The following is a 19,039-nucleotide window of genomic DNA, read 5'->3' on the forward strand; positions in this document are numbered from 1 at the left end:
GTAATGATCATTGGTGAGATCAGATCCAACTCCGTGCGCGGCCTAGAGCCTCTCCCGCTTGCGGGAGAGGTCGGCGCGCAGCGCCGGGTGAGGGTTCTTTCCGCTCGCGATATATCGCTGGTGGAGAGAGCCCCCTCCCTTACCCTCCCCCGCAAGCGGGAGAGGGGGTGCACCTCTTTCGCGGTAGCAGTTGGGGCCGATCTCGGCAAGATTAGCCGCGAACCGCTTCGGCAAGCGGGCGCGCCGATGCACCGCCGACCTTCGCGGCGGCGCTCTGGATGAAGCCGCCGCCGAGCACGCGCGCCTGCCCGCTGGCTGCGTCGTAGAACACGCAGGCCTGGCCGGGCGAGACGCCCTCCTCGCCGGCGACGAGCTCGACCTCGTAATGGCCATTGCCGCCGCGCAGCCAGGCCGGCTGCGGCGAGCGGGTCGAGCGCACGCGAACGAACAGTTCGAGGCCGCCGCCGATGGCGCGGTCGATGTCGCCGTCGCCGATCCAGTTGACGTCGCGAAGTGCGATGCGGTGCATCTTCAGCGCATCGCGCGGACCGACGACGACGCGGCGGTGAGCCGCCTCCAGCCGCACCACATACAGCGGCGCGTGAGCTGCGATGCCGAGCCCGCGGCGCTGGCCGATGGTGAAATTGGCAATGCCGTTGTGCCGGCCGAGCACGCGGCCGTCGAGATCGACGATGTCGCCGGGGTCCATCGCGTTCGGCCGCAGACGCGTGATGATGTCGGTGTAGCGCCCGGTCGGCACGAAGCAGATGTCCTGGCTGTCGTGCTTGTCGGCGACGGACAGGCCAAAGCGCCGCGCGAGCTCGCGCGTCTCGGGCTTGGTCATGTCGCCGAGCGGGAAGCGCAGGAAGTCGAGCTGCTCTTGCGTCGTCGCGAACAGGAAATAGCTCTGGTCGCGGTCGGCGTCGGCCGCGCAGACCAGCGCGCGCGAGCCGTCCTCGCGGCGGCGCGAGGCGACGTAATGGCCGGTGGCAAGCGCCTGCGCCCCGAGCTCGCGCGCGGTCTTCAGCAGATCACGGAACTTGACCGAGCGGTTGCACTCGATGCACGGCACCGGCGTTTCGCCGAGCGCGTAGCTATCGGCGAAATTGTCGATGACGGACTCGCGGAAGCGATCCTCGTAGTCGAGCACGTAATGGGGAATACCGAGCTTGGCCGCGACGTCGCGCGCGTCGTGGATGTCCTGGCCGGCGCAGCAGGCGCCCTTGCGGTGCGTCACCGCGCCGTGATCGTAGAGCTGCAGCGTGATGCCGACGACGTCGTAGCCTTCCGCCTTCAACAGCGCAGCCGTCGTCGAGGAATCGACGCCGCCCGACATGGCAACGACGACCCTGGTGTCCTCAGGACGGCCTTCGAGATCCAGACTGTTGAGCATGGGCCTTCAAGGGTTGACGGCGGCGCGCGGCGACCCGCGATTTCTTGCTTCTCGCGGGACATCGGCGATCCCCGGGAACTTTAGTTCCCAAAAGGCACATCTGCCCGGTCGAAAGCGGCTGAGAGTAACCTCTTTAATATAGGCGGCACTCCGGTGAAGCAATCACGGGGGTGGCCAGCTTAGGGCAATTTCTGCCGGGGAGGCAGAAATGACGGGGTCGCGGCGAGCCCGGCTGCAGCGCCATAAAACAATCAAGCTATTGATCTTATTATATAAAATCACGCATCGCGGTGCTGGCCCGCTCCTTGCTCCGTTGATGCCGAAGATGTTTCCAAGGGGTCGCCTGTGGTCGGTCGTACGTCAGAAGTCGCGGCAAGCGTGCAAGTTTCGAGCACGCAACAAAAGCCTGCCCGCTCGCAGAGCGCCAAAGATGCGCCCGCGACCGACAGCTTCGGGTCGCTGGTCGACAGCAACGCCCAGGCGATCAGCACCAATGCGGCCTCGCAGGCTCAGGACAGCGCGCCGCGGCGGAGCGATTCGTCCTCGTCCTCCCAGGACAAGGGCCCGCGCGACACCTCATCCACGGATCAATCCTCGCAGAGCAAGGCGAGCGACGACACCGACGTATCGGCCCCCGCCAGGGACGACAAGACGGGCGACGCCACCGCCGACCCGGCCAAGGACGCCGGCAAGGCCAAGGACAAGGTCAAGGACAAGTCCGAGACATCCGACGCCAAATCGGCTGACGCGTCCGAGGAGACCAAGGGCGACAAGGCCGAGGCCACCGACGGGCTCGCCGCCGCCGTGGATCCCGCGGCAATCGCACCGACCGACGCGGCGCTGGCCGCCGTGCCCGATCCCAACGCGATCGTGGTGGCCGCGCCTGTGGTCCCGACCGATCCGAACGCGGCTGCGACCCAGGCCGCCACCTCCTCGCCGCTGACGATCGCCGCCGCAGGCCTTGCCGCCAGCGCCTCGACCGCGGCGCAGATTGCGGGCACCAAGACCGACACCGCAACGCCAGGCGACAAGAGCGCCAAGACCGCCAGCGCCAAGGTCGATGCCGACACGTCGGCGACGCTGGCCGACGCCGCGACCGGCGCAACCGACGAGGTCACCGCCGACGCCAAGCCGACCAGTGGACTGGTCCCCGTCAATCCCGGCACGCCGAAGACCTCGTTCCAGGCCGTCGCCACCGCGCAAGGACAGTCCGACGTCTCCAATATCGGCCAGGACACCGGCAAGGCGAACGCCGCCCCGACGCAAGCACCGGGCATTGCGACCGCCAACGCCGCCGCGCATCCGCAAGGCCCCAAGCCGCAAGCGGATGACGCAGCGACCGAGACGAAGCCGGGCGCCGCGGACCGCAGCCCCGACGCGATTCCGGCGGCACCGGCCGCCCAGGCCCATGCCAATGCGCAGGCCGCCTTCAATGCCACCGATGCGAACGCGCAGGCCGCTTCCGCCGTGCAGGCGCCGCTGACCAACACGACCTCGACCGCGTCCGCATCGACCGCGACACTGACCGCGACCGCGGCGACCGCCACGGCGGTGCCAATCAGCGGCGTGCCGGTCGAGATCGCAGCCGCGATCCGCTCCGGCAGGTCCCGCTTCGACATCAGCCTCGATCCGGCCGAGCTCGGCCGCATCGACGTGCGCATCCATGTCGACCGCGCCGGCAACGTCACCTCGCATCTCACGGTGGAGAAGCCGGAGACGCTGCAGATGCTGCGCCAGGACGCGCCGCAATTGCAGCGCGCGCTCGACGATGCCGGCCTCAAGACCGGCAGCAACGGGCTGTCCTTCAGCCTGCGCGACCAGAATTCATCGGGCCAGAATTCCGGCCAGAACAACGACAATGGCGGCAATGCCCGCCGGCTGATCATCAGCGAGGACGACACTGTCGCTGCCGCACCCGTCGGGCGCGGCTACGGCCGCATGTACGGGCCGAGCAGCGGCGTCGACATCAGAGTGTAAGGAGTATTCGACATGACAACCACGACTGGCGCCACCGCCCCTGCTGTCGTCTCCGGGACGACGGACCTGCCGAAATCCTCCTCGTCGAACTCCTTGAGCTCGACCACGGGATCGACGCTCGCCGGCAACTTCCAGACCTTCCTGACGCTGCTGACCACGCAACTGCAGAACCAGAACCCGCTGGATCCGCTCGACACCAACCAGTTCACCCAGCAGCTGGTGCAGTTCGCCGGCGTCGAGCAGCAGCTCAAGACCAACGATGCACTGTCCCAGCTCGTCACCCTGCAGCAGACCACGCAGGCGACCCAGGCGCTGGGCTTCGTCGGCAAGACCGCCCTGGTCGACGGTTCGACCGCGACCATGAAGAGCTCGTCGGCCACCTGGCATCTCAACGTGCCCACGGATTCTACCGTCGACATCACCGTCGCCAATGCCAGCGGCCAGACCGTGTTCACCGGCAAATATACCGCCGCCGCCGGCACCGACATCCCCTTCACCTGGAACGGCCAGGGCAATGACGGCACCCAATGGCCCGACGGCAAGTACACCATCACGGCCACGGGCAAAGACGTCGCGAACAACAATGTCGGCATCGCCGCGCAGGTGCAGGGCACCGTGTCGTCCGTCGACCTGACCCAGTCGCCGCCGCTGCTCACCATCGACGGCGCCAGCTACACGCTGAGCCAGGTCAAGAGCATCATCGCGACGAGCAGCAATTAGGCTCGGGCACGAGCCACATAGTCGGTGCCATCCCCGCCTCGTGCACAATTGCGCACCGGCGCGGAGATCCATAACCCCGGGGAGAAATTTGGCGAAGACTCGTAGTTAGGAAATTTTTCTTGTGCTGCCACGCGCGACCCATCGAGAGATCACGCGGTAGGAGTCCCCTGCTTTCGCAGGGACGACGGTTGAGAGAGCCCCTTGAGGGCCTCGTTCGTTAGTAAAGTATTTAAGAAGACCCCTCGACCGGCCCGGATGTCACCCGATCCGCCGGCCGACATGGCGTCGTTTCAGCATTTTCAACGAGAATTGTATTGAAGCCTTAGGCTTAGCGGATTTTTAAGCCGCCGGGCGTAGGGTTACGGATGTGAGTTCAGTGGTTGAGAGTTTGTGAGTACGCCATGACAGAACCCCATCGCCCGAGGGTAAAATACGTCATCGGGCCGGACGGCAGTCCGTTGACGATCGCGGACCTGCCTGCACCCGGCACCAAACGCTGGGTCATCCGCCGCAAGGCCGAAGTTGTCGCCGCTGTCCGTGGTGGACTTCTCTCGCTCGAGGAGGCCTGCAGCCGTTATACCCTGACGGTCGACGAATTCCTATCCTGGCAGTTTTCCATCGACCAGCATGGTCTGGCGGGTCTTCGAACCACCCGTATTCAGCAATATCGCCAGTAAGGCGATCCGGAAAACTGCGGCTTTTGACGAAAATCGGCCTCGCCCCGCGAGGCCGATTTTTTTTCATATTTGGTCTTTGGCGCTACTTTTGTCCGACCTCTTAACCTTCGTTAACCATATCGAAACCATCCCCTAGGCAATAATTGCCCAGTCGGCCTTTCCGGTGAAAGCGGCCGAATCTGTTGGGGCGGTTGCTTGCAAGGTCTTGCGGACTTTTTGAAGAGTATCGGAGCCGCCCGGTTCGCGGCGATGATCGCGGTCACCGCCGCGCTCATCGGCTTTTTCGCGTTCGTCATCATGCGCGTCACCACGCCGCAGATGACCACGCTGTTCACCGACCTCAGCGTCGAGGATTCCTCCGGCATCATCAAGGACCTGGAGCGCCAGGGCATCCAGTACGAGATCCGCAACGAGGGCTCCATCATCATGGTGCCCAAGGACAAGGTCACGCGGCTGCGGATGAAGCTCGCCGAGGGCGGCCTGCCCAAGGGCGGCGGCGTCGGCTACGAGGTGTTCGACAAGTCGGACGCGCTCGGCACCACCTCTTTCGTCCAGAACATCAATCACTTGCGTGCGCTGGAAGGCGAGCTCGCCCGCACCATCCGCGCCATCGACCGCATCCAGGCCGCCCGCGTCCATCTGGTGCTGCCCGAGCGTCCGCTGTTCGCCCGCGAGGCGCCGGAGCCGTCGGCCTCGATCGTCGTGCGGGTCCGCGGCTCGCTGGAAGCCCAGCAGATCCGCGCCATCCGCCACCTCGTCGCCTCCGCCGTCAACGGCCTCAAGCCGCAGCGGGTTTCGATCGTCGACGAGGCCGGCCAGCTGCTGGCCGACGGCGCGGCAGCCGATCCGGAGCAGGCGGTCGGCGACGAGCGCCGCATCTCCTTCGAGAAGCGGATGCGCAAGCAGGTCGAGGAGATCGTCTCCTCCGTGGTCGGCTCGGGCCGCGCCCGCGTGCAGCTCTCCGCCGATTTCGACTTCAACAAGGTCACCCAGACCTCGGACAAGTACGATCCCGAGGGCCGCGTGCTGCGCTCGAGCCAGACCCGAGAAGAGCAGAGCATGACCGCCGACAACAACGGCCAGGTCACCGTCAACAACGAGCTGCCCGGCAACCAGCAGAACAACGGCGTCGCGGCCAAGGACCAGAGCAAGAAGACCGAAGAGACCAACAATTACGAGATCTCTCGCACCACCAAGACCGAGGTGACCGAGGCCGGCCGGGTCAACCGCATCTCGGTCGCGGTGTTGGTCGACGGCATCTATTCCAAGAACGATAAGGGCGAGCTGGCCTATCAGGACCGCACCAAGGAGCAGCTCGACCGCATCGCCGCGCTGGTGCGCTCGGCCATCGGCTTCGACCAGAAGCGCGGCGACCAGGTCGAGGTCGTCAATCTGCGCTTTGCCGACGCGCCCTCCACCGCTCCGATCGGCGAGCCCGGCGGCCTGCTCGGCATGCTGCAGTTCACCAAGGACGACGTCATGTACTTCGTCGAGCTCGGCGTGATGATGCTGCTCGGCCTGATCGTGCTGTTCCTGGTGATCCGCCCGCTGGTCAGGCGCATCCTCGCCTCCGACGAAATGGCCGCCGCCATCTCCGGCGTCCTCGCCGGCCCCGCCGCCTCGGAAGAGGCCGCGCCCGCCTCGGGCCAGGCCCTCCTGCCGAGCGGCGCCGCCAGCGCGATCGACGTCGCCACCATCCAGGGCCAGGTCCACGCCCAGTCCGTTCATCGCGTCGGCGAGCTCGCCGAACGCAACCCCAACGAAACCGTCGCCATCGTCCGCCAATGGCTGAGCGAATCCGCAAAGTAATACGAGAAGTGAACTGACATGGCCGCCGCATTGCAAAACGCCAACAGCAACGACATCACCAGCGTGATCTCCACGCTCGGTCAGCGTGCCAACACAAGGGCAAAGGACGGCAAGCCGGCCGAACAATTGTCCGGACCGAAGCGCGCCGCGATCCTGATGCTCGCGCTCGGCGAGCAATATGGCGGCAAGATCTGGAGCCTGCTCGACGACGACGAAGTGCGCCAGCTCTCGCTGGAAATGTCGACGCTCGGCACCGTCGAGGTCGACACCGTAGAGGACATGCTGCTCGAATTCGTCTCGCGCATGTCGGCCTCCGGCGCGCTGATGGGCAATTTCGACGCCACCGAACGCCTGCTCCAGCAATATCTGCCGCCGGAGCGGGTCAACGGCATCATGGACGAGATCCGCGGCCCTGCCGGCCGCAACATGTGGGAGAAGCTCTCCAACGTGCAGGAAGAGGTCCTCGCGAACTACCTCAAGAACGAATATCCGCAAACCATCGCGGTGGTGCTGTCGAAGCTGAAGCCGGAACACGCCGCGCGCGTGCTCGGCATCTTCCCTGAGGACCTCGCGCTCGACGTCGTCAACCGCATGCTGAAGATGGAAGCGGTTCAGAAGGAGGTGATCGAGAGCGTGGAGAAGACGCTGCGCACCGAATTCATGTCCAATCTGTCCCAGACCCGCCGCCGCGACGCCCACGAGGTGATGGCTGAAATCTTCAACAATTTCGACCGCCAGACCGAAACCCGCTTCATCACCTCGCTGGAGGAGGACAACCGGGAATCGGCGGAGCGCATCAAGGCGCTGATGTTCACCTTCGACGACCTCGTCAAGCTGGATTCCGGATCGGCCCAGACCCTGATGCGCAACGTCGACAAGGACAAGCTAGGCGTCGCGCTCAAGAGCGCCAACGAGGACGTCCGCAACTTCTTCTTCGGCAACATGTCCTCGCGCGCGGCGAAGATGCTGCAGGACGACATGGCGGCGATGGGCCCGGTCCGCCTGCGCGACGTCGACGAGGCCCAGGCGCTTCTGGTCAACCTCGCCAAGGACCTCGCCGCCAAGGGCGAGATCATGCTGACCAAGAACCGCGCCGACGACGAACTGGTGTATTGATGGCCGCTCCGGCGAAATTCCTGTTCGATACCGACTTCGCGGCGCCCGAGCGGGCGACGCGCGAGAAGGCCGCGACCGCCGCCGAGATCGCCCAGAAGGTCGCGGAAGCCGAAGCGCGCGCCTATCAGGAAGGCTTTGCCGCCGGCCAGCACGAAGCCAAGGCCGAGAGCGACCGCCGGGTCGCGCTTGCCATGGAAGAGATCAATATCGCCGTCCGCGGCATCGCGGCCGGCATCGGCAACATCGAAACCAAGATGGAAACCGAGGCGGTCGACGTCGCGGTGGCGGTCGCGCGCAAGCTGTGCGCCGATCTCGTTGCCGCCGAGCCGCTCGGCGAGATCGTCGCGCTGGTCAAGGACTGCTTCTCGCATCTGGTCGCGACGCCGCACCTCGTCGTCCGCATCAACGATGCGCTCTACGACGCTGCCCGCGAGAAGATCGAGCGGCTCGCCAAGCAGAGCGGCTTCGAGGGCCGGCTGGTGATCCTGGCCGAGCCGGCGATTGCCACCGGCGACTGCCGGATCGAATGGGCTGATGGCGGCGTCGTGCTGGAGCGCGGCGCCATCGCGGCCAAGATCGACGAAATGGTTGGACGCTACATCGCGTCCCGCAGGGGGAGTTAACCCATGAGCGACACCGACGGACAGGTCCCGCTGCCCGATCTCAACGGCCCGATGCCGCCTGCCGGCACGGATGTCGGCTACAACGAGGACGAATATGCGGCGCGCGCCGCCGCCGACCTCGAGGCCGTGTTCGACGTTCCCGTGCAGGTCTCGGCCGTGCTCGGCCGTTCCAAGATGGACGTCAGCGAGCTGCTGAAGCTGGGACCCGGCACCGTGCTCGAGCTCGACCGCCGCGTCGGCGAAGCCATCGACATCTACGTCAACAACAAGCTGGTCGCCCGCGGCGAAGTCGTCCTGGTGGAGGACAAGCTCGGCGTGACCATGACCGAAATCATCAAGACCGAACGCACGTGATAACGCGCGAAGGCGCGACCAGACGGACAGGAGACTGACATGCGGCTTCTCATCGTTGGCACATTGAAGGGCCAGCTCACCACCGCCACCAAGATCGCGATGGACAACGGCGCCACCGTGACCCACGCCGAGGATCACGACCAGGCGATGCGCGTGCTGCGCGGCGGCAAGGGCGCCGACCTGCTGCTGGTCGACGTCGCCCTCGACATCCGCGATCTCGTGATGCGGCTGGAGGCCGAGCACATCCACGCCCCGATCGTCGCCTGCGGCATCACCAACGACGCCCGCGCCGCGGTTGCCGCGATCCATGCCGGCGCCAAGGAATACATCCCGCTGCCGCCCGACCCCGAGCTGATCGCCGCGGTGCTGGCCGCCGTCGCCAACGATTCCCGCGAGCTGATCTATCGCGACGAAGCCATGGCCAGGGTGATCAAGCTGGCGCAGCAGATCGCGGGCTCCGACGCCTCGGTGATGATCACCGGCGAGTCCGGTACCGGCAAGGAGGTGCTGGCCCGCTACGTCCACACCCGCTCGGCCCGCGCCAAGCGTCCCTTCATCTCGATCAACTGCGCCGCGATCCCCGAGCATCTCCTGGAATCCGAACTGTTCGGCCACGAGAAGGGCGCCTTCACCGGCGCGGTCGCGCGCCGCATCGGCAAGTTCGAGGAGGCCACCGGCGGCACGCTGCTGCTCGACGAAATCTCCGAGATGGACGTCCGCCTGCAATCGAAACTGCTGCGCGCGATCCAGGAGCGCGTGATCGACCGCGTCGGCGGCACCAAGCCCGTGCCCGTCGACATCCGCATCATCGCGACCTCGAACCGCAATCTGGCGGAAGCCGTGCGCGAGGGCACGTTCCGCGAGGACCTGCTGTTCCGGCTCAACGTCGTGAATCTGAAGATCCCGCCGCTGCGCGAGCGCCCCGCCGACATCTTGGAGCTCGCCCAGCATTTCGTGAAGAAATACGCCGAGGCCAACGGCGTGCCGCTGCGCCCGATTTCGGCGGAAGCGCGCCGCGTGCTCTCGGCCAACCGCTGGCAGGGCAACGTCCGCGAGCTCGAAAACACCATGCACCGTTCGGTTCTGATGGCGCAGGGCGACGAGATCGGCGCCGACGCCATCATCACGCCCGACGGCGACCGTCTCGACCTCGCCAAGACGCCCCCCGCCGTCGCGCACGCCACCATGGCCGCCGAGCAGGTGACGCGCGCGCTGGTCGGCCGCACTGTGGCCGACGTCGAGCGCGACCTGATCCTGGAGACGCTAAAGCACTGCCTCGGCAACCGGACCCATGCCGCCAACATCCTCGGCATCTCGATCCGCACGCTGCGCAACAAGCTCAACGAATATTCCGACGGCGGCATCCCGATCCCGCCGGCGGGCACACCCGGCGAATATCCGCGGATGCCGATGGTGGGAGCGTAAACGCCCCACGCAAGTTGAGACAACGAATGCCCGGGCTGGTCCCGGGCATTTCTGTTGTGGAGCAAGCTGCCAACCTCGTCATTGAGAGCGCTCGTCGCATAACGGGATCGCGCCACGCGACTAGGACGCCCGGGAGCAAAGTCCTATAACCCCGCCTGAGAACCACGCGAGGAACCACATGTCTGAAGCTCAAATCACGGATTGGCTGGCATCGCAGCGGCAGGCGATGGTCGATCTGCTGCGCGATGTCGTGAACATCGATTCCGGGTCCTACGACAAGGAGGGCGTCGATGCAGTCGGGGCGCGGTTCGAGCGGCATTTTGCCGAGCACGGCATTCCGTGCCGCCGCGAGGCCAACGCCACCTTCGGCGATGCGATCCATGCCGAGGTGGCAAAGCCCGGCAGCAACGAGAAGCCGGTGCTGTTGATGGGCCATCGCGACACCGTGTTCGGCAAGGGCGAGGCCGGGCGCCGGCCGTTCACCATCAGGGATGGCCGCGCCTACGGGCCTGGCGTCGCCGACATGAAGTCCGGTCTCGTCATGAACGTGTTCGTCGCAACCGCCTTCCACAAATTCGGCGGCAACCCGCATCCGATCAAGCTGCTGATCACCTCCGACGAGGAGATCGGCTCGCCCTCCTCCCGGCCCGTGATCGAGCGCGAAGGCCACTCCGCCCGCGCCGTGTTCAATTCCGAGCCGGGCCGCCCCACCGGCAACGTCGTCACCGGGCGCAAGGGCGGCATCTTCATGCATCTGGCCATCACCGGCAAAGCCGCGCATTCCGGCGCCAACTTCGCCGCCGGCGTCAGCGCGATCGGCGAGCTCGCGCACAAGATCGTGCAGATCCACGCGCTCACCGATCTCGACAAGGGCATCACGCTGAATGTCGGCCTCGTCTCGGGCGGGCAGTCCGTCAACACCACGGCGCCCTCCGCCGAGGGCCAGATCGACCTGCGCTATGTCGATCCGGCGGATCGTGCGCGGGTGATGGACGCGATCGAAAAAATCGTCGCGACGTCTTACGTGCCGGGCACCAGCGCAGCGCTGACGATCAAGGGCGAGTTCGTGCCGGTGGTGCAGAGTGCGGAGTCCAAGACGCTGTTCGAAGGCTATCAGGCGGCCGCGCGGCAGGTCGGCCTCACAACCCTACAAGGCGAGTTCTCCGGCGGCTGCGCGGATTCCGGCTTCACCGCCGCCGTGGGCACGCCGACCATCTGCGGTCTCGGCCCGGTCGGCGGCCTCGCGCACACGCCGGAGGAATATCTGGAGATCGACAGCATCGTGCCGCGCGCGCAGGCCCTGGCGCTGGCGATTTTGCGGGGGTAGCCACGGCCTCCGCCGTCATGCCCGCCCGCGTCTCACGAATAACTCGGGGCGTCCGGCTTGCGGAAGATGTGGATGGGATCGCCGGGGATGATCACGGGCTGGCCGGAGAACATCGCATAGGCATAGAGCGCGAGATAGGCAATCGCGAGCGCGCCGACGGCGTAGAAGGCGAAGGTCGCGATGCGCTTCATCGATCCGCTCCATGGCCATCCCGAACCGGGAGGCTCTGGCCGCTTCTAGAGCGATGAGGCGGAAAAGGCCAGCCTGCGCTTCCTCGGGCAGCGATCAAGCGCCGCGCCGGCCGTGCGCGGGAAAGCTGACTTCGGCGAGCCTTGCGGCGTCTTCGTCCTGGTCGACCGCCACATACTGGCCGTGCCAATAGGCCAGCGCCGCGGTACGCATCGAACTCTTGATGTCCCTGACACGGCCGATGACGATGCCGTGCGAGTGGCGCTCCATGATCTCCTCGACCTCGCAATCGAAGGCCGACAGCGCGCCGACCAGGAGCGGCACGCCCGAGACCGCCGTCACCCATTTGGCGCCTTTGAAACGATCGGCGCCCTTCAGCCCGCCCTTGCCGGCAAAGCGCTCGGCGACATCGAGCTGGTCGGCGTTGAGGATGTTCACGCCGAAGGCGCCGTGGCGCCGGATCAAGGGGAAGGACGAGGCATCGCGGTTGATGCTGACCAGCAGCGTCGGCGGCCCGACCGACAGCGAGGTCACCGAGGTCACCGTCATGCCGGTGATGTCCTTGCCCCTGCCGGCGGTAATGACGCTGACGCCGCCGGTGAGATGGCGCATGGCGCCGCGGAAATCGGCGGCCGAGACAGGGATTTCAGTCATGAGATCGCGGGGCACTACATTCATGGCATTGCTCCCCGAAGCGGGGTTCCCTGTATTTAGGTACGATCGTCCGCCGATAACAGGTCGCTCGCCGCTAACCGGCTCCGAGCCTAACGCACTTAAAACGATGGTGCGGTCAACCGCACTTGTCGAGATCTCTCAACGAAGAACAATGCGCATGCTGTCGCGCGCTCGACGACATGATCAATCGTTCAATCGGCGAGGCAAATGCAGGCAAATCTTTCCGCACGCAAATGTGAGGGCCGTTTGGTTGGGGCCGGACACAAAAGGCGAAAAACAACCCCATGCACAGTAGCCGGCGATAACGGAATCAATCACTTACGCGGCAGGCTATTCGGCCTCAGGCAATGTGGTTTGCTCCGTCGGGCAAAACAGGAGCATGATGGCATGATCGCGGAGTGGCGCCGCCGTGGCCTGCAGGTCTAATGCATCCACCGCACCGGCAGATTCTGCAGTCCGCGAAACGCCCAGCCGCCGATCCGCACTTCCTCGTCGTCGGCGATCTCGAGCATCTTTGCCCGTCCGAACAAGGTCGGCAGCGCGACGTCGGCGATCATGGCGCGGGAGGCGAAGGCGCCGGCGCAGAAATGCGGGCCAGCGCCGAACGCGACGCTCCTGGTCACGTCGCGACGCACGTCGAACTGATCGGCGCGGTCGAAATGCTTCTCGTCGCGATTGGCGGAGCCGAACATCAGGAACACGCGCTCGTCGGTTTCGAATGACACATCGCGGATGGACCACGGCTTTGCGATGCGGCGCGGCGACATGCCGATTGGCGAGATCCAGCGGGCATATTCCTCGAACGCCTGCAGCCAGGAGACTTCACCGCGCCTGACGAGGTCGAGCTGCTCGGGATGGGTCAAGAGCGCCCATATCGTGCCGGCGATCGCCTTGCGCGGCTCGTTCTGCCCGCCCGAGATCGCGAGCTTGACGTTGGCGCGCACGCTCTCCATCGGCATGCCCGAGGCGAGGAGAACGCCGAGGATGCTCTGGTCGGGATGCTTGCGCAGCACCGGCAGGATGTCGTCGATCGCAGCGTCGATACCCGACGTCGCGGCATGGCAGCGCGCCTCGACCGCGGGATCGCCGACATAGTTGGCGATGCCCTCGATCATGCCTTGCGACCAGGCGTCCATGTCCGCAAAGCCGATATTGGTGAGGCCGGTGATCGACTTCAGGCATTCGCCGGAGAACGGCAACGCAAAATCGCGCATCAAATCGACCCGGCCGGGCGCGATCGACGCGAGGATGCGGTCGGCATGGGCCTGGAACTGCGCGGTCCAATGCGCCTTCACCGTCTTCGGCGACACGGTCGGGAACATCGCGCGGCGCTCGACCTGATGCGCCTCGCCGTCCTTGCGCATCATGTTGTGGCCCATCAGGCGGTTCATCAGGCCGGCGGGCTGGTGCGAGGAGAACACGTCGATCTGCTTCTCGGAAATCGAGATATCGTCGCGGCAGGTCAGCAGCGTCGAGCCGAGCTGCGGCACGAAGGCAATCGGCGCTTCTTTCCGCATTTTCGCGAGCATGGGATAGGGATCGGCCCAGAATGCGGCGGGATCGATGTCGATGCGCGGCGCGGTGCTCAAGCTTCGCTCCCTTGCTGTACCCTGCCGAGACCTAGCGTATCCAGGCGCCGCCGTCTGTCCCCAGCGATTGGGACAGGCGCGTTGGGTGCAGCTTCTAGGCCGCAACCTGTCCGAATGCGACTTTGGCGATCGCATCGCTCAGCACGTCGGCGCCGGCGCCCGGCCGCGTGCCCTGCTCGGCGAGATGGCGACGGAAGGCCCGGGCGCCGGGCACGGCATGAAATGCGCCGACGAAATGCCGCGTGATCGCGTGCAGCCGCGTGCCGCGTGCGAGCTGCTGCTCGATATAGGGCATCACCGCCTCGAGCGCGGCCTGCATGGAGTCATGCGGGGGCGCTTCGCCAAAAACCTCGGAATCGACCGAGAGCAACCGCCACGGTTCCTGATAGGCGGCGCGGCCGAGCATCACGCCGTCGACATGGTCGAGATGCGCCTTCGCTTCCTCTATCCCGGGGATGCCGCCATTGATGATGATGGGTACGCCCGGCATCGCACGCTTGAGCCGATAGACGCGGTCGTAATCGAGCGGCGGGATGTCGCGATTTTCCTTCGGCGACAGACCGTTGAGCCAGGCCTTGCGGGCGTGCACGATCAGCGCATCGCAGCCGGCGGCGACCACCGCGCGCGCAAGCGCATCGAGCGCCACTTCGGGATCCTGGTCGTCGATCCCGATGCGGCATTTCACCGTGACGGGAACGGCAACCGCACCCTTCATCGCCTCGACGCACCTCGCCACCAGCTCCGGCTCAGCCATCAGGCACGCGCCGAAGCGGCCGTCCTTCACGCGGTCCGACGGGCAGCCGACGTTGAGATTGATCTCGTCATAGCCGAACGCCTCGCCGATCCGCGCAGCTTGCGCGAGGTCACGCGGATCCGACCCGCCGAGTTGAAGCGCGACCGGATGCTCGACCGCGTCGAACCCAAGCAGCCGCTCGCGGTCACCGTGAATGATGGCCCCGGTCGTCAACATCTCCGTATAGAGCAACGCCCGCCGCGTCAGATGGCGGTGGAACACCCGGCAATGCCGGTCAGTCCAATCCATCATGGGGGCTACGGAAAAGCGATAACTCTGCGATTTCAATGATTTACCTTATGCTCTCAATGGGATTCCCGGACGGATGCACTCCAAACGGGTCGAAATTACGCACGCTTGTACCTGTTTTGACCTCTCCGTACACCCGTCGACGGCTAGCACATTTCGCATGAAGCCTTTCGGTCCGGTCGGCAATTCGGAGCAGCGAGACCGACGACCAACCCAGGATGAGCTCGATGAGATCATCACATTACGGGCATGAAACTCACGATGCGTCCAAGACTTCGCAACAGCGTCTCGCTCCGGTCAGGTAGATCGCGAAGGCGCCCATCGCAGACATAGCGAGCGAGGTCGGAATTCGGGTCGGGCTGCTGCTCACCAGCGAGACAAAGGTCGGCATCATACTGCCCAACCGATGTTCCAGGCCGGTGACTGGATCGAAAACCCGCAGCGCGCGTTGCCGGGCAGCGGCATGCCGACAATGGGTATCACCCCGAAGGACGCGCGCGATATCGCCGCGTCTCTCTATACGCTGAAGCAGATCACATGACTCCCATCACCCGCTCTGCCACCTTTTTCCGCGCCGCGCCTCTGCTCGCCATCACTGTCGTGGTTGTCGTTATCATGGCATTGTGCCTCATCACAGGTGGCGCCTGGCTCGCGGTGCTTGGCGGCTCCCTCTATTATCTCAGCGCCGGCATCATGCTGCTGCTCACTGCCTGGCTGCTCGCGCGGCATCGCGCCGAGGCGCTCTGGGTGTTTGCCGCGCTGCTCCTTGGCACGATGGCGTGGGCGATCTGGGAAGTCGGATTCGACTTCTGGTCGCTGGCACCTCGTGGCGACGTGCTCGCGCCACTCGGCGTCTGGCTGCTGCTACCTTTCATCGCTCGCCCTCTGGCGCCCAATCTGTGGGTCGCAAGGTGGGCGCTCGGCCTCGTGCTGGTCGCAGCAATGGGCGTCCTCGTCCTCTCCCTGGCACGCGATCGCCATGATCTCGCCGGCACCGTCGCGGACCGCAGCACGACCGACGCTGTTGCCTCCCCTGAAACTGCCCCGTCCGCCGGCGGCGGCAACTGGACAGCCTACGGCGGTAGCAGTTTCGGCACACGTTATTCGTCGCTCAGCCAGATCACCACAGCCAATGCGAAGGACCTCAAGCTCGCCTGGGAATTTCGCACCGGCGATCACAAGGGACCCGATGACCCCGACGAGATCACCAACCAGGCGACCCCGCTCAAGATCGGCGACCTCCTCTACACCTGCTCGCCGCACCAGATCGTATTCGCGCTCGATGCGGCGACTGGAAAATTGCGCTGGAAATTTGACCCGCAGGTTCGGCACAACAAAGCCTTCCAGCACATGACCTGCCGCGGGGTGTCCTATCACGCAACGAAGCCCGGTGCGGTGACGGCCGATGGCGCACCGGCTCCCTCCGATTGCGCGGAGCGCATTTTCGTCCCGACGAATGACGGACGGATGTTCGCGCTGGACGCCCGGACCGGCACGCCCTGCGCCGGCTTCGGCAATCAGGGCCAGATCGACCTGAAGGAGGGAAGCGAGATCCAGACGCTCGGCTTCTACGAGGGCACCTCACCGCCTGTGGTGACCGACAAGATCCTGATCGTCGGCGGCGCCGTCATCGACAATTACTCCGACCGCGTGCCATCCGGCGTCATCCGCGGCTTCGACATCTATTCCGGGCGACTGATCTGGGCCTTTGACGCGGGCAACCCCGATCCGAACGAGATGCCGTCGGGCTCGCACCACTTCACGGCCGGCTCGCCGAATTCCTGGAGCATCTCGGCGGCCGACGAGAGTCTCGGGCTCGTTTATGTGCCGCTCGGCTCGAGCTCGCCGGATATATGGGGCGGGGGCCGTTCGCCGGAGAAGGAGCGCTACGATTCGGCGCTGGTCGCTCTCGAAATCGCCACCGGAAAGCTGCGCTGGTCGTTCCAGAACGTGCACCATGACCTCTGGGACATGGATATGCCCTCGCAACCGAGCTTGGTCGATCTGCGCTCGAATGGCGTCGTGACTCCGGCGATCTACATTCCGGCGAAGACCGGCGATATCTTCGTGCTCGACCGCCGCGACGGGCATCAGCTGGTGCCTGCGCTGGAAAAGCCTGTACCGCAGGGCGCCGCCCCCGGCGATCGGCTGGCTCCCACCCAGCCCTTCTCGGGACTAAGCTTCCGTCCGCCCGGCATGCTGACGGACGCCCAGATGTGGGGCACCACGATGTTCGACCAGCTCGCCTGCCGCATCAAGTTCAAGCGTCTGCGCTACGAAGGACCGTTCACCCCGCCTTCGGAGCAAGGCACGCTGGTCTTTCCCGGCGATTTCGGCATGTTCGAGTGGGGTGGCATCGCTGTCGATCCGACGCGCCAGATCGCCATCGCCAACCCGCAATCGATTCCGTTCATCTCGCGTCTCGTACCGCGAGGAAAAGACAATCCGGCCGCGCCGAATGCGGCGCATCCACCGGGCACCGAAGTCGGGGTGCAGCCGATGTATGGCGCTCCTTTCGGCGTCGATCTCGGCATCTTCCTGTCGCCGCTCGGCATACCTTGTCTGGCCCCACCCTGGGGCAACATCGCGGCCATCGACCTCAGGACTCACCAGGTTGCGTGGCAACACCGCATCGGCACGATCCGCGACCAGGCGCCGCTGCCGCTTCCATTCAAGCTCGGCGTTCCCATGCTGGGTGGACCGATCGTGACCGCAGGTGGCGTCATCTTCATCACGGGGACCATGGACGACTACATCAGGGCGTTCGACGTCCGCGATGGCAGGCAAGTGTGGCAGGATCGTCTTCCCGCCGGCGGCCAGTCCACGCCGATGACGTATGAGGCGGGCGGCAGGCAATATGTCGTGACCGTCGACGGCGGCCACGGCTCGTTCGGCACCAAGCTCGGCGATTACGTGCGGGCCTACGCGCTTCCCTAATTCCGTAGGCACGCCTCCAGATGCCGGCGGCGTCCAGTCCCAATTATCGGCGTGCACGGGCGATCGCGTCCCAGCCGGCCCGGTCGATCGACCTGCGACAGCACGCACAGCGAAGGGTCGTTCGAACGCTGTCACCGCCATATTACATTTGTCACGGCGCTCGATCATATGTATATTCGATCAAAAGAGCACGATCCGCCCAAACGATCGTCAGCAAGGGAGAGCGCCAAAAACCTCAGATCCCACGATGGCAATCACCGCCAACCCGCGCGGCGAGAAGCAGCGCGTTCGAAACGAGCGAGAGACCGCTGCGCGGTCGACGCACGGCGTGACACGCGACCCAAAGCAGAGGCGTCATGGTCCGAGTTGTTCAGATTTCCGATACGCATCTCAGCCCGAGCAAGCAGCACTTCGAGGCAAACTGGGCGCCCCTTGCGCGCTGGATCACGCAACAGAAGCCCGATCTCGTCATCCACACCGGCGACGTGACGGTCGATGCGGCCGACCAGGAGACCGACGCGGCATATTGCGCCGCCCAACTGGCCTCGCTCGGTGTCCCCGTCGTGGCGGTTCCGGGAAATCATGACGTCGGCGAAGTCGGCAATCCACACCAGCCGGTGAACGAGGAGCGGCTCGATCGCTTTCGCCGCCACTTCGGTGACGACCACTGGCTGCGCGATGTGGACGGCTGGCGCCTGATCGGGCTCAATTCGATGATCTTCGGCGGCGGCCCCGAGGAGGCGCGGCAGACCGAATGGCTCGAGGCCGCGATGGCCGATGCCGCGGGGCGTCGCATCGCCTGGTTCACGCATCGGCCGCTGTTCATCGAGTCACCGACCGAGGCCGACACCGGATACTGGTCGGTCAAGCCGGAGCCGCGTCGCGCCCTTCTCGATTTGCTGCAGCGCCATCGGGTCGAGATCGTGGCCAGCGGACATCTGCATCGCTGGCACGAAATTCGGCTGAACGGCACGCACTACGTCTGGGGGCCGGCGGCCGGCTTTCTGGTCGGCGAGAAACTGGCGCCGCCGATGGGCGGCGCCGCGCGGCTCGGAGCCGTGATCTACGACATCGACGGCGACAATATCGACGTGAGCATTCGCCCCGTGCCGGGCCTCACCGATTACTGGATCGACGACGTGGTGCACGAGGTGTATCCGCCGCGCGAAGCTGAGGCGTGATCCGC

General features: G+C 65.5%; 17 protein-coding genes. 12 read left to right on the forward strand and 5 right to left on the reverse strand.

Going from position 1 to position 19,039, the window contains the following annotated elements; all coding sequences use genetic code 11:
* Nucleotides 1-211: 211 nt before the first annotated feature.
* On the reverse strand, nt 212-1,393 hold the full coding sequence (gene mnmA, locus AC0WRY_RS29250; RefSeq protein ID WP_491122100.1) for a tRNA 2-thiouridine(34) synthase MnmA: 1,182 nt from the start codon (nt 1,391-1,393) through the stop codon (nt 212-214).
* Between the two features lie 345 nt (nt 1,394-1,738).
* Here mnmA and AC0WRY_RS29255 point away from each other — a divergent pair, with 345 nt between their 5' ends.
* The 9 genes from AC0WRY_RS29255 to AC0WRY_RS29295 all read left to right on the forward strand — a co-directional run bounded on the left by AC0WRY_RS29255 (nt 1,739) and on the right by AC0WRY_RS29295 (nt 11,421).
* A complete protein-coding gene (locus AC0WRY_RS29255) occupies nt 1,739-3,370 on the forward strand; it encodes a flagellar hook-length control protein FliK (RefSeq protein ID WP_491122101.1) in 1,632 nt (543 codons plus the stop codon).
* A 12-nt stretch (nt 3,371-3,382) separates the two neighbouring features.
* On the forward strand, nt 3,383-4,090 hold the full coding sequence (locus AC0WRY_RS29260; RefSeq protein ID WP_194404215.1) for a flagellar hook assembly protein FlgD: 708 nt from the start codon (nt 3,383-3,385) through the stop codon (nt 4,088-4,090).
* Nucleotides 4,091-4,491: 401 nt separating this feature from the next.
* Nucleotides 4,492-4,767 carry a CtrA inhibitor SciP gene (sciP, locus tag AC0WRY_RS29265; protein ID WP_002714638.1) on the forward strand — a complete coding sequence of 92 codons (276 nt, stop codon included), beginning with the start codon at nt 4,492-4,494 and terminating at the stop codon, nt 4,765-4,767.
* Nucleotides 4,768-4,962: 195 nt separating this feature from the next.
* Nucleotides 4,963-6,576: a flagellar basal-body MS-ring/collar protein FliF gene (gene fliF / locus AC0WRY_RS29270; protein ID WP_491122102.1), complete on the forward strand. Its 1,614-nt coding sequence runs from the start codon at nt 4,963-4,965 to the stop codon at nt 6,574-6,576.
* 18 nt (nt 6,577-6,594) lie between these two features.
* Nucleotides 6,595-7,692: a flagellar motor switch protein FliG gene (gene fliG, locus AC0WRY_RS29275; RefSeq protein ID WP_126254944.1), complete on the forward strand. Its 1,098-nt coding sequence runs from the start codon at nt 6,595-6,597 to the stop codon at nt 7,690-7,692.
* On the forward strand, nt 7,692-8,315 hold the full coding sequence (locus tag AC0WRY_RS29280) for a FliH/SctL family protein (RefSeq protein ID WP_491122103.1): 624 nt from the start codon (nt 7,692-7,694) through the stop codon (nt 8,313-8,315). Before fliG ends, AC0WRY_RS29280 begins: the two co-directional genes overlap by 1 nt.
* Nucleotides 8,316-8,318: 3 nt before the next feature.
* Nucleotides 8,319-8,669 (forward strand): flagellar motor switch protein FliN, encoded by a 351-nt coding sequence (fliN, locus tag AC0WRY_RS29285; RefSeq protein WP_018641467.1) that lies wholly within the window; start codon nt 8,319-8,321, stop codon nt 8,667-8,669.
* A 39-nt stretch (nt 8,670-8,708) separates the two neighbouring features.
* The gene (flbD, locus tag AC0WRY_RS29290) at nt 8,709-10,094 is read left to right on the forward strand and encodes a sigma-54-dependent transcriptional regulator FlbD (RefSeq protein ID WP_211416061.1); all 1,386 of its coding nucleotides are present in this window, start codon (nt 8,709-8,711) and stop codon (nt 10,092-10,094) included.
* Nucleotides 10,095-10,272: 178 nt separating this feature from the next.
* Nucleotides 10,273-11,421: a M20 family metallopeptidase gene (locus tag AC0WRY_RS29295; RefSeq protein WP_491122104.1), complete on the forward strand. Its 1,149-nt coding sequence runs from the start codon at nt 10,273-10,275 to the stop codon at nt 11,419-11,421.
* A 32-nt stretch (nt 11,422-11,453) separates the two neighbouring features.
* Here the strand turns inward: AC0WRY_RS29295 and AC0WRY_RS29300 are convergent, their stop codons facing one another.
* From AC0WRY_RS29300 to dusA, 4 genes are all read right to left on the reverse strand, one after another.
* Nucleotides 11,454-11,612 (reverse strand): hypothetical protein, encoded by a 159-nt coding sequence (locus tag AC0WRY_RS29300; RefSeq protein WP_164718287.1) that lies wholly within the window; start codon nt 11,610-11,612, stop codon nt 11,454-11,456.
* 94 nt (nt 11,613-11,706) lie between these two features.
* Complete coding sequence (locus AC0WRY_RS29305; protein ID WP_491122105.1) at nt 11,707-12,288, reverse strand: flavin reductase family protein; 582 nt, start codon at nt 12,286-12,288, stop codon at nt 11,707-11,709.
* A gap of 419 nt (nt 12,289-12,707) precedes the next feature.
* Nucleotides 12,708-13,874: a cytochrome P450 gene (locus AC0WRY_RS29310; protein WP_491122106.1), complete on the reverse strand. Its 1,167-nt coding sequence runs from the start codon at nt 13,872-13,874 to the stop codon at nt 12,708-12,710.
* Between the two features lie 94 nt (nt 13,875-13,968).
* The gene (dusA, locus tag AC0WRY_RS29315) at nt 13,969-14,919 is read right to left on the reverse strand and encodes a tRNA dihydrouridine(20/20a) synthase DusA (protein WP_491122107.1); all 951 of its coding nucleotides are present in this window, start codon (nt 14,917-14,919) and stop codon (nt 13,969-13,971) included.
* Between the two features lie 403 nt (nt 14,920-15,322).
* Between dusA and AC0WRY_RS29320 the strand changes: the two genes are divergently transcribed.
* The 3 genes from AC0WRY_RS29320 (at nt 15,323) to AC0WRY_RS29330 (ending at nt 19,034) form a co-directional block, all read left to right on the forward strand.
* The gene (locus tag AC0WRY_RS29320; protein WP_491122108.1) at nt 15,323-15,457 is read left to right on the forward strand and encodes a hypothetical protein; all 135 of its coding nucleotides are present in this window, start codon (nt 15,323-15,325) and stop codon (nt 15,455-15,457) included.
* Complete coding sequence (locus AC0WRY_RS29325; protein WP_491122109.1) at nt 15,454-17,853, forward strand: glucose/quinate/shikimate family membrane-bound PQQ-dependent dehydrogenase; 2,400 nt, start codon at nt 15,454-15,456, stop codon at nt 17,851-17,853. The genes AC0WRY_RS29320 and AC0WRY_RS29325 overlap by 4 nt, the downstream gene beginning before the upstream one ends.
* A 356-nt stretch (nt 17,854-18,209) precedes the next feature.
* Nucleotides 18,210-19,034 carry a metallophosphoesterase family protein gene (locus AC0WRY_RS29330; protein ID WP_491122110.1) on the forward strand — a complete coding sequence of 275 codons (825 nt, stop codon included), beginning with the start codon at nt 18,210-18,212 and terminating at the stop codon, nt 19,032-19,034.
* Nucleotides 19,035-19,039: the final 5 nt, after the last annotated feature.

Source organism: Bradyrhizobium sp. T-12, assembly GCF_058314695.1.

What these genes read in the sequence shown, in the direction of transcription:
- mnmA (WP_491122100.1), bottom strand. Translation starts at nt 1,393, where the DNA reads ATGCTCAACAGTCTGGATCTCGAAGGCCGTCCTGAGGACACCAGGGTC.
- AC0WRY_RS29260 (WP_194404215.1), top strand. Translation starts at nt 3,383, where the DNA reads ATGACAACCACGACTGGCGCCACCGCCCCTGCTGTCGTCTCCGGGACG.
- sciP (WP_002714638.1), top strand. Translation starts at nt 4,492, where the DNA reads ATGACAGAACCCCATCGCCCGAGGGTAAAATACGTCATCGGGCCGGAC.
- fliG (WP_126254944.1), top strand. Translation starts at nt 6,595, where the DNA reads ATGGCCGCCGCATTGCAAAACGCCAACAGCAACGACATCACCAGCGTG.
- AC0WRY_RS29280 (WP_491122103.1), top strand. Translation starts at nt 7,692, where the DNA reads ATGGCCGCTCCGGCGAAATTCCTGTTCGATACCGACTTCGCGGCGCCC.
- fliN (WP_018641467.1), top strand. Translation starts at nt 8,319, where the DNA reads ATGAGCGACACCGACGGACAGGTCCCGCTGCCCGATCTCAACGGCCCG.
- flbD (WP_211416061.1), top strand. Translation starts at nt 8,709, where the DNA reads ATGCGGCTTCTCATCGTTGGCACATTGAAGGGCCAGCTCACCACCGCC.
- AC0WRY_RS29295 (WP_491122104.1), top strand. Translation starts at nt 10,273, where the DNA reads ATGTCTGAAGCTCAAATCACGGATTGGCTGGCATCGCAGCGGCAGGCG.
- AC0WRY_RS29300 (WP_164718287.1), bottom strand. Translation starts at nt 11,612, where the DNA reads ATGAAGCGCATCGCGACCTTCGCCTTCTACGCCGTCGGCGCGCTCGCG.
- AC0WRY_RS29305 (WP_491122105.1), bottom strand. Translation starts at nt 12,288, where the DNA reads ATGAATGTAGTGCCCCGCGATCTCATGACTGAAATCCCTGTCTCGGCC.
- dusA (WP_491122107.1), bottom strand. Translation starts at nt 14,919, where the DNA reads ATGATGGATTGGACTGACCGGCATTGCCGGGTGTTCCACCGCCATCTG.
- AC0WRY_RS29320 (WP_491122108.1), top strand. Translation starts at nt 15,323, where the DNA reads ATGTTCCAGGCCGGTGACTGGATCGAAAACCCGCAGCGCGCGTTGCCG.
- AC0WRY_RS29325 (WP_491122109.1), top strand. Translation starts at nt 15,454, where the DNA reads ATGACTCCCATCACCCGCTCTGCCACCTTTTTCCGCGCCGCGCCTCTG.
- AC0WRY_RS29330 (WP_491122110.1), top strand. Translation starts at nt 18,210, where the DNA reads ATGGTCCGAGTTGTTCAGATTTCCGATACGCATCTCAGCCCGAGCAAG.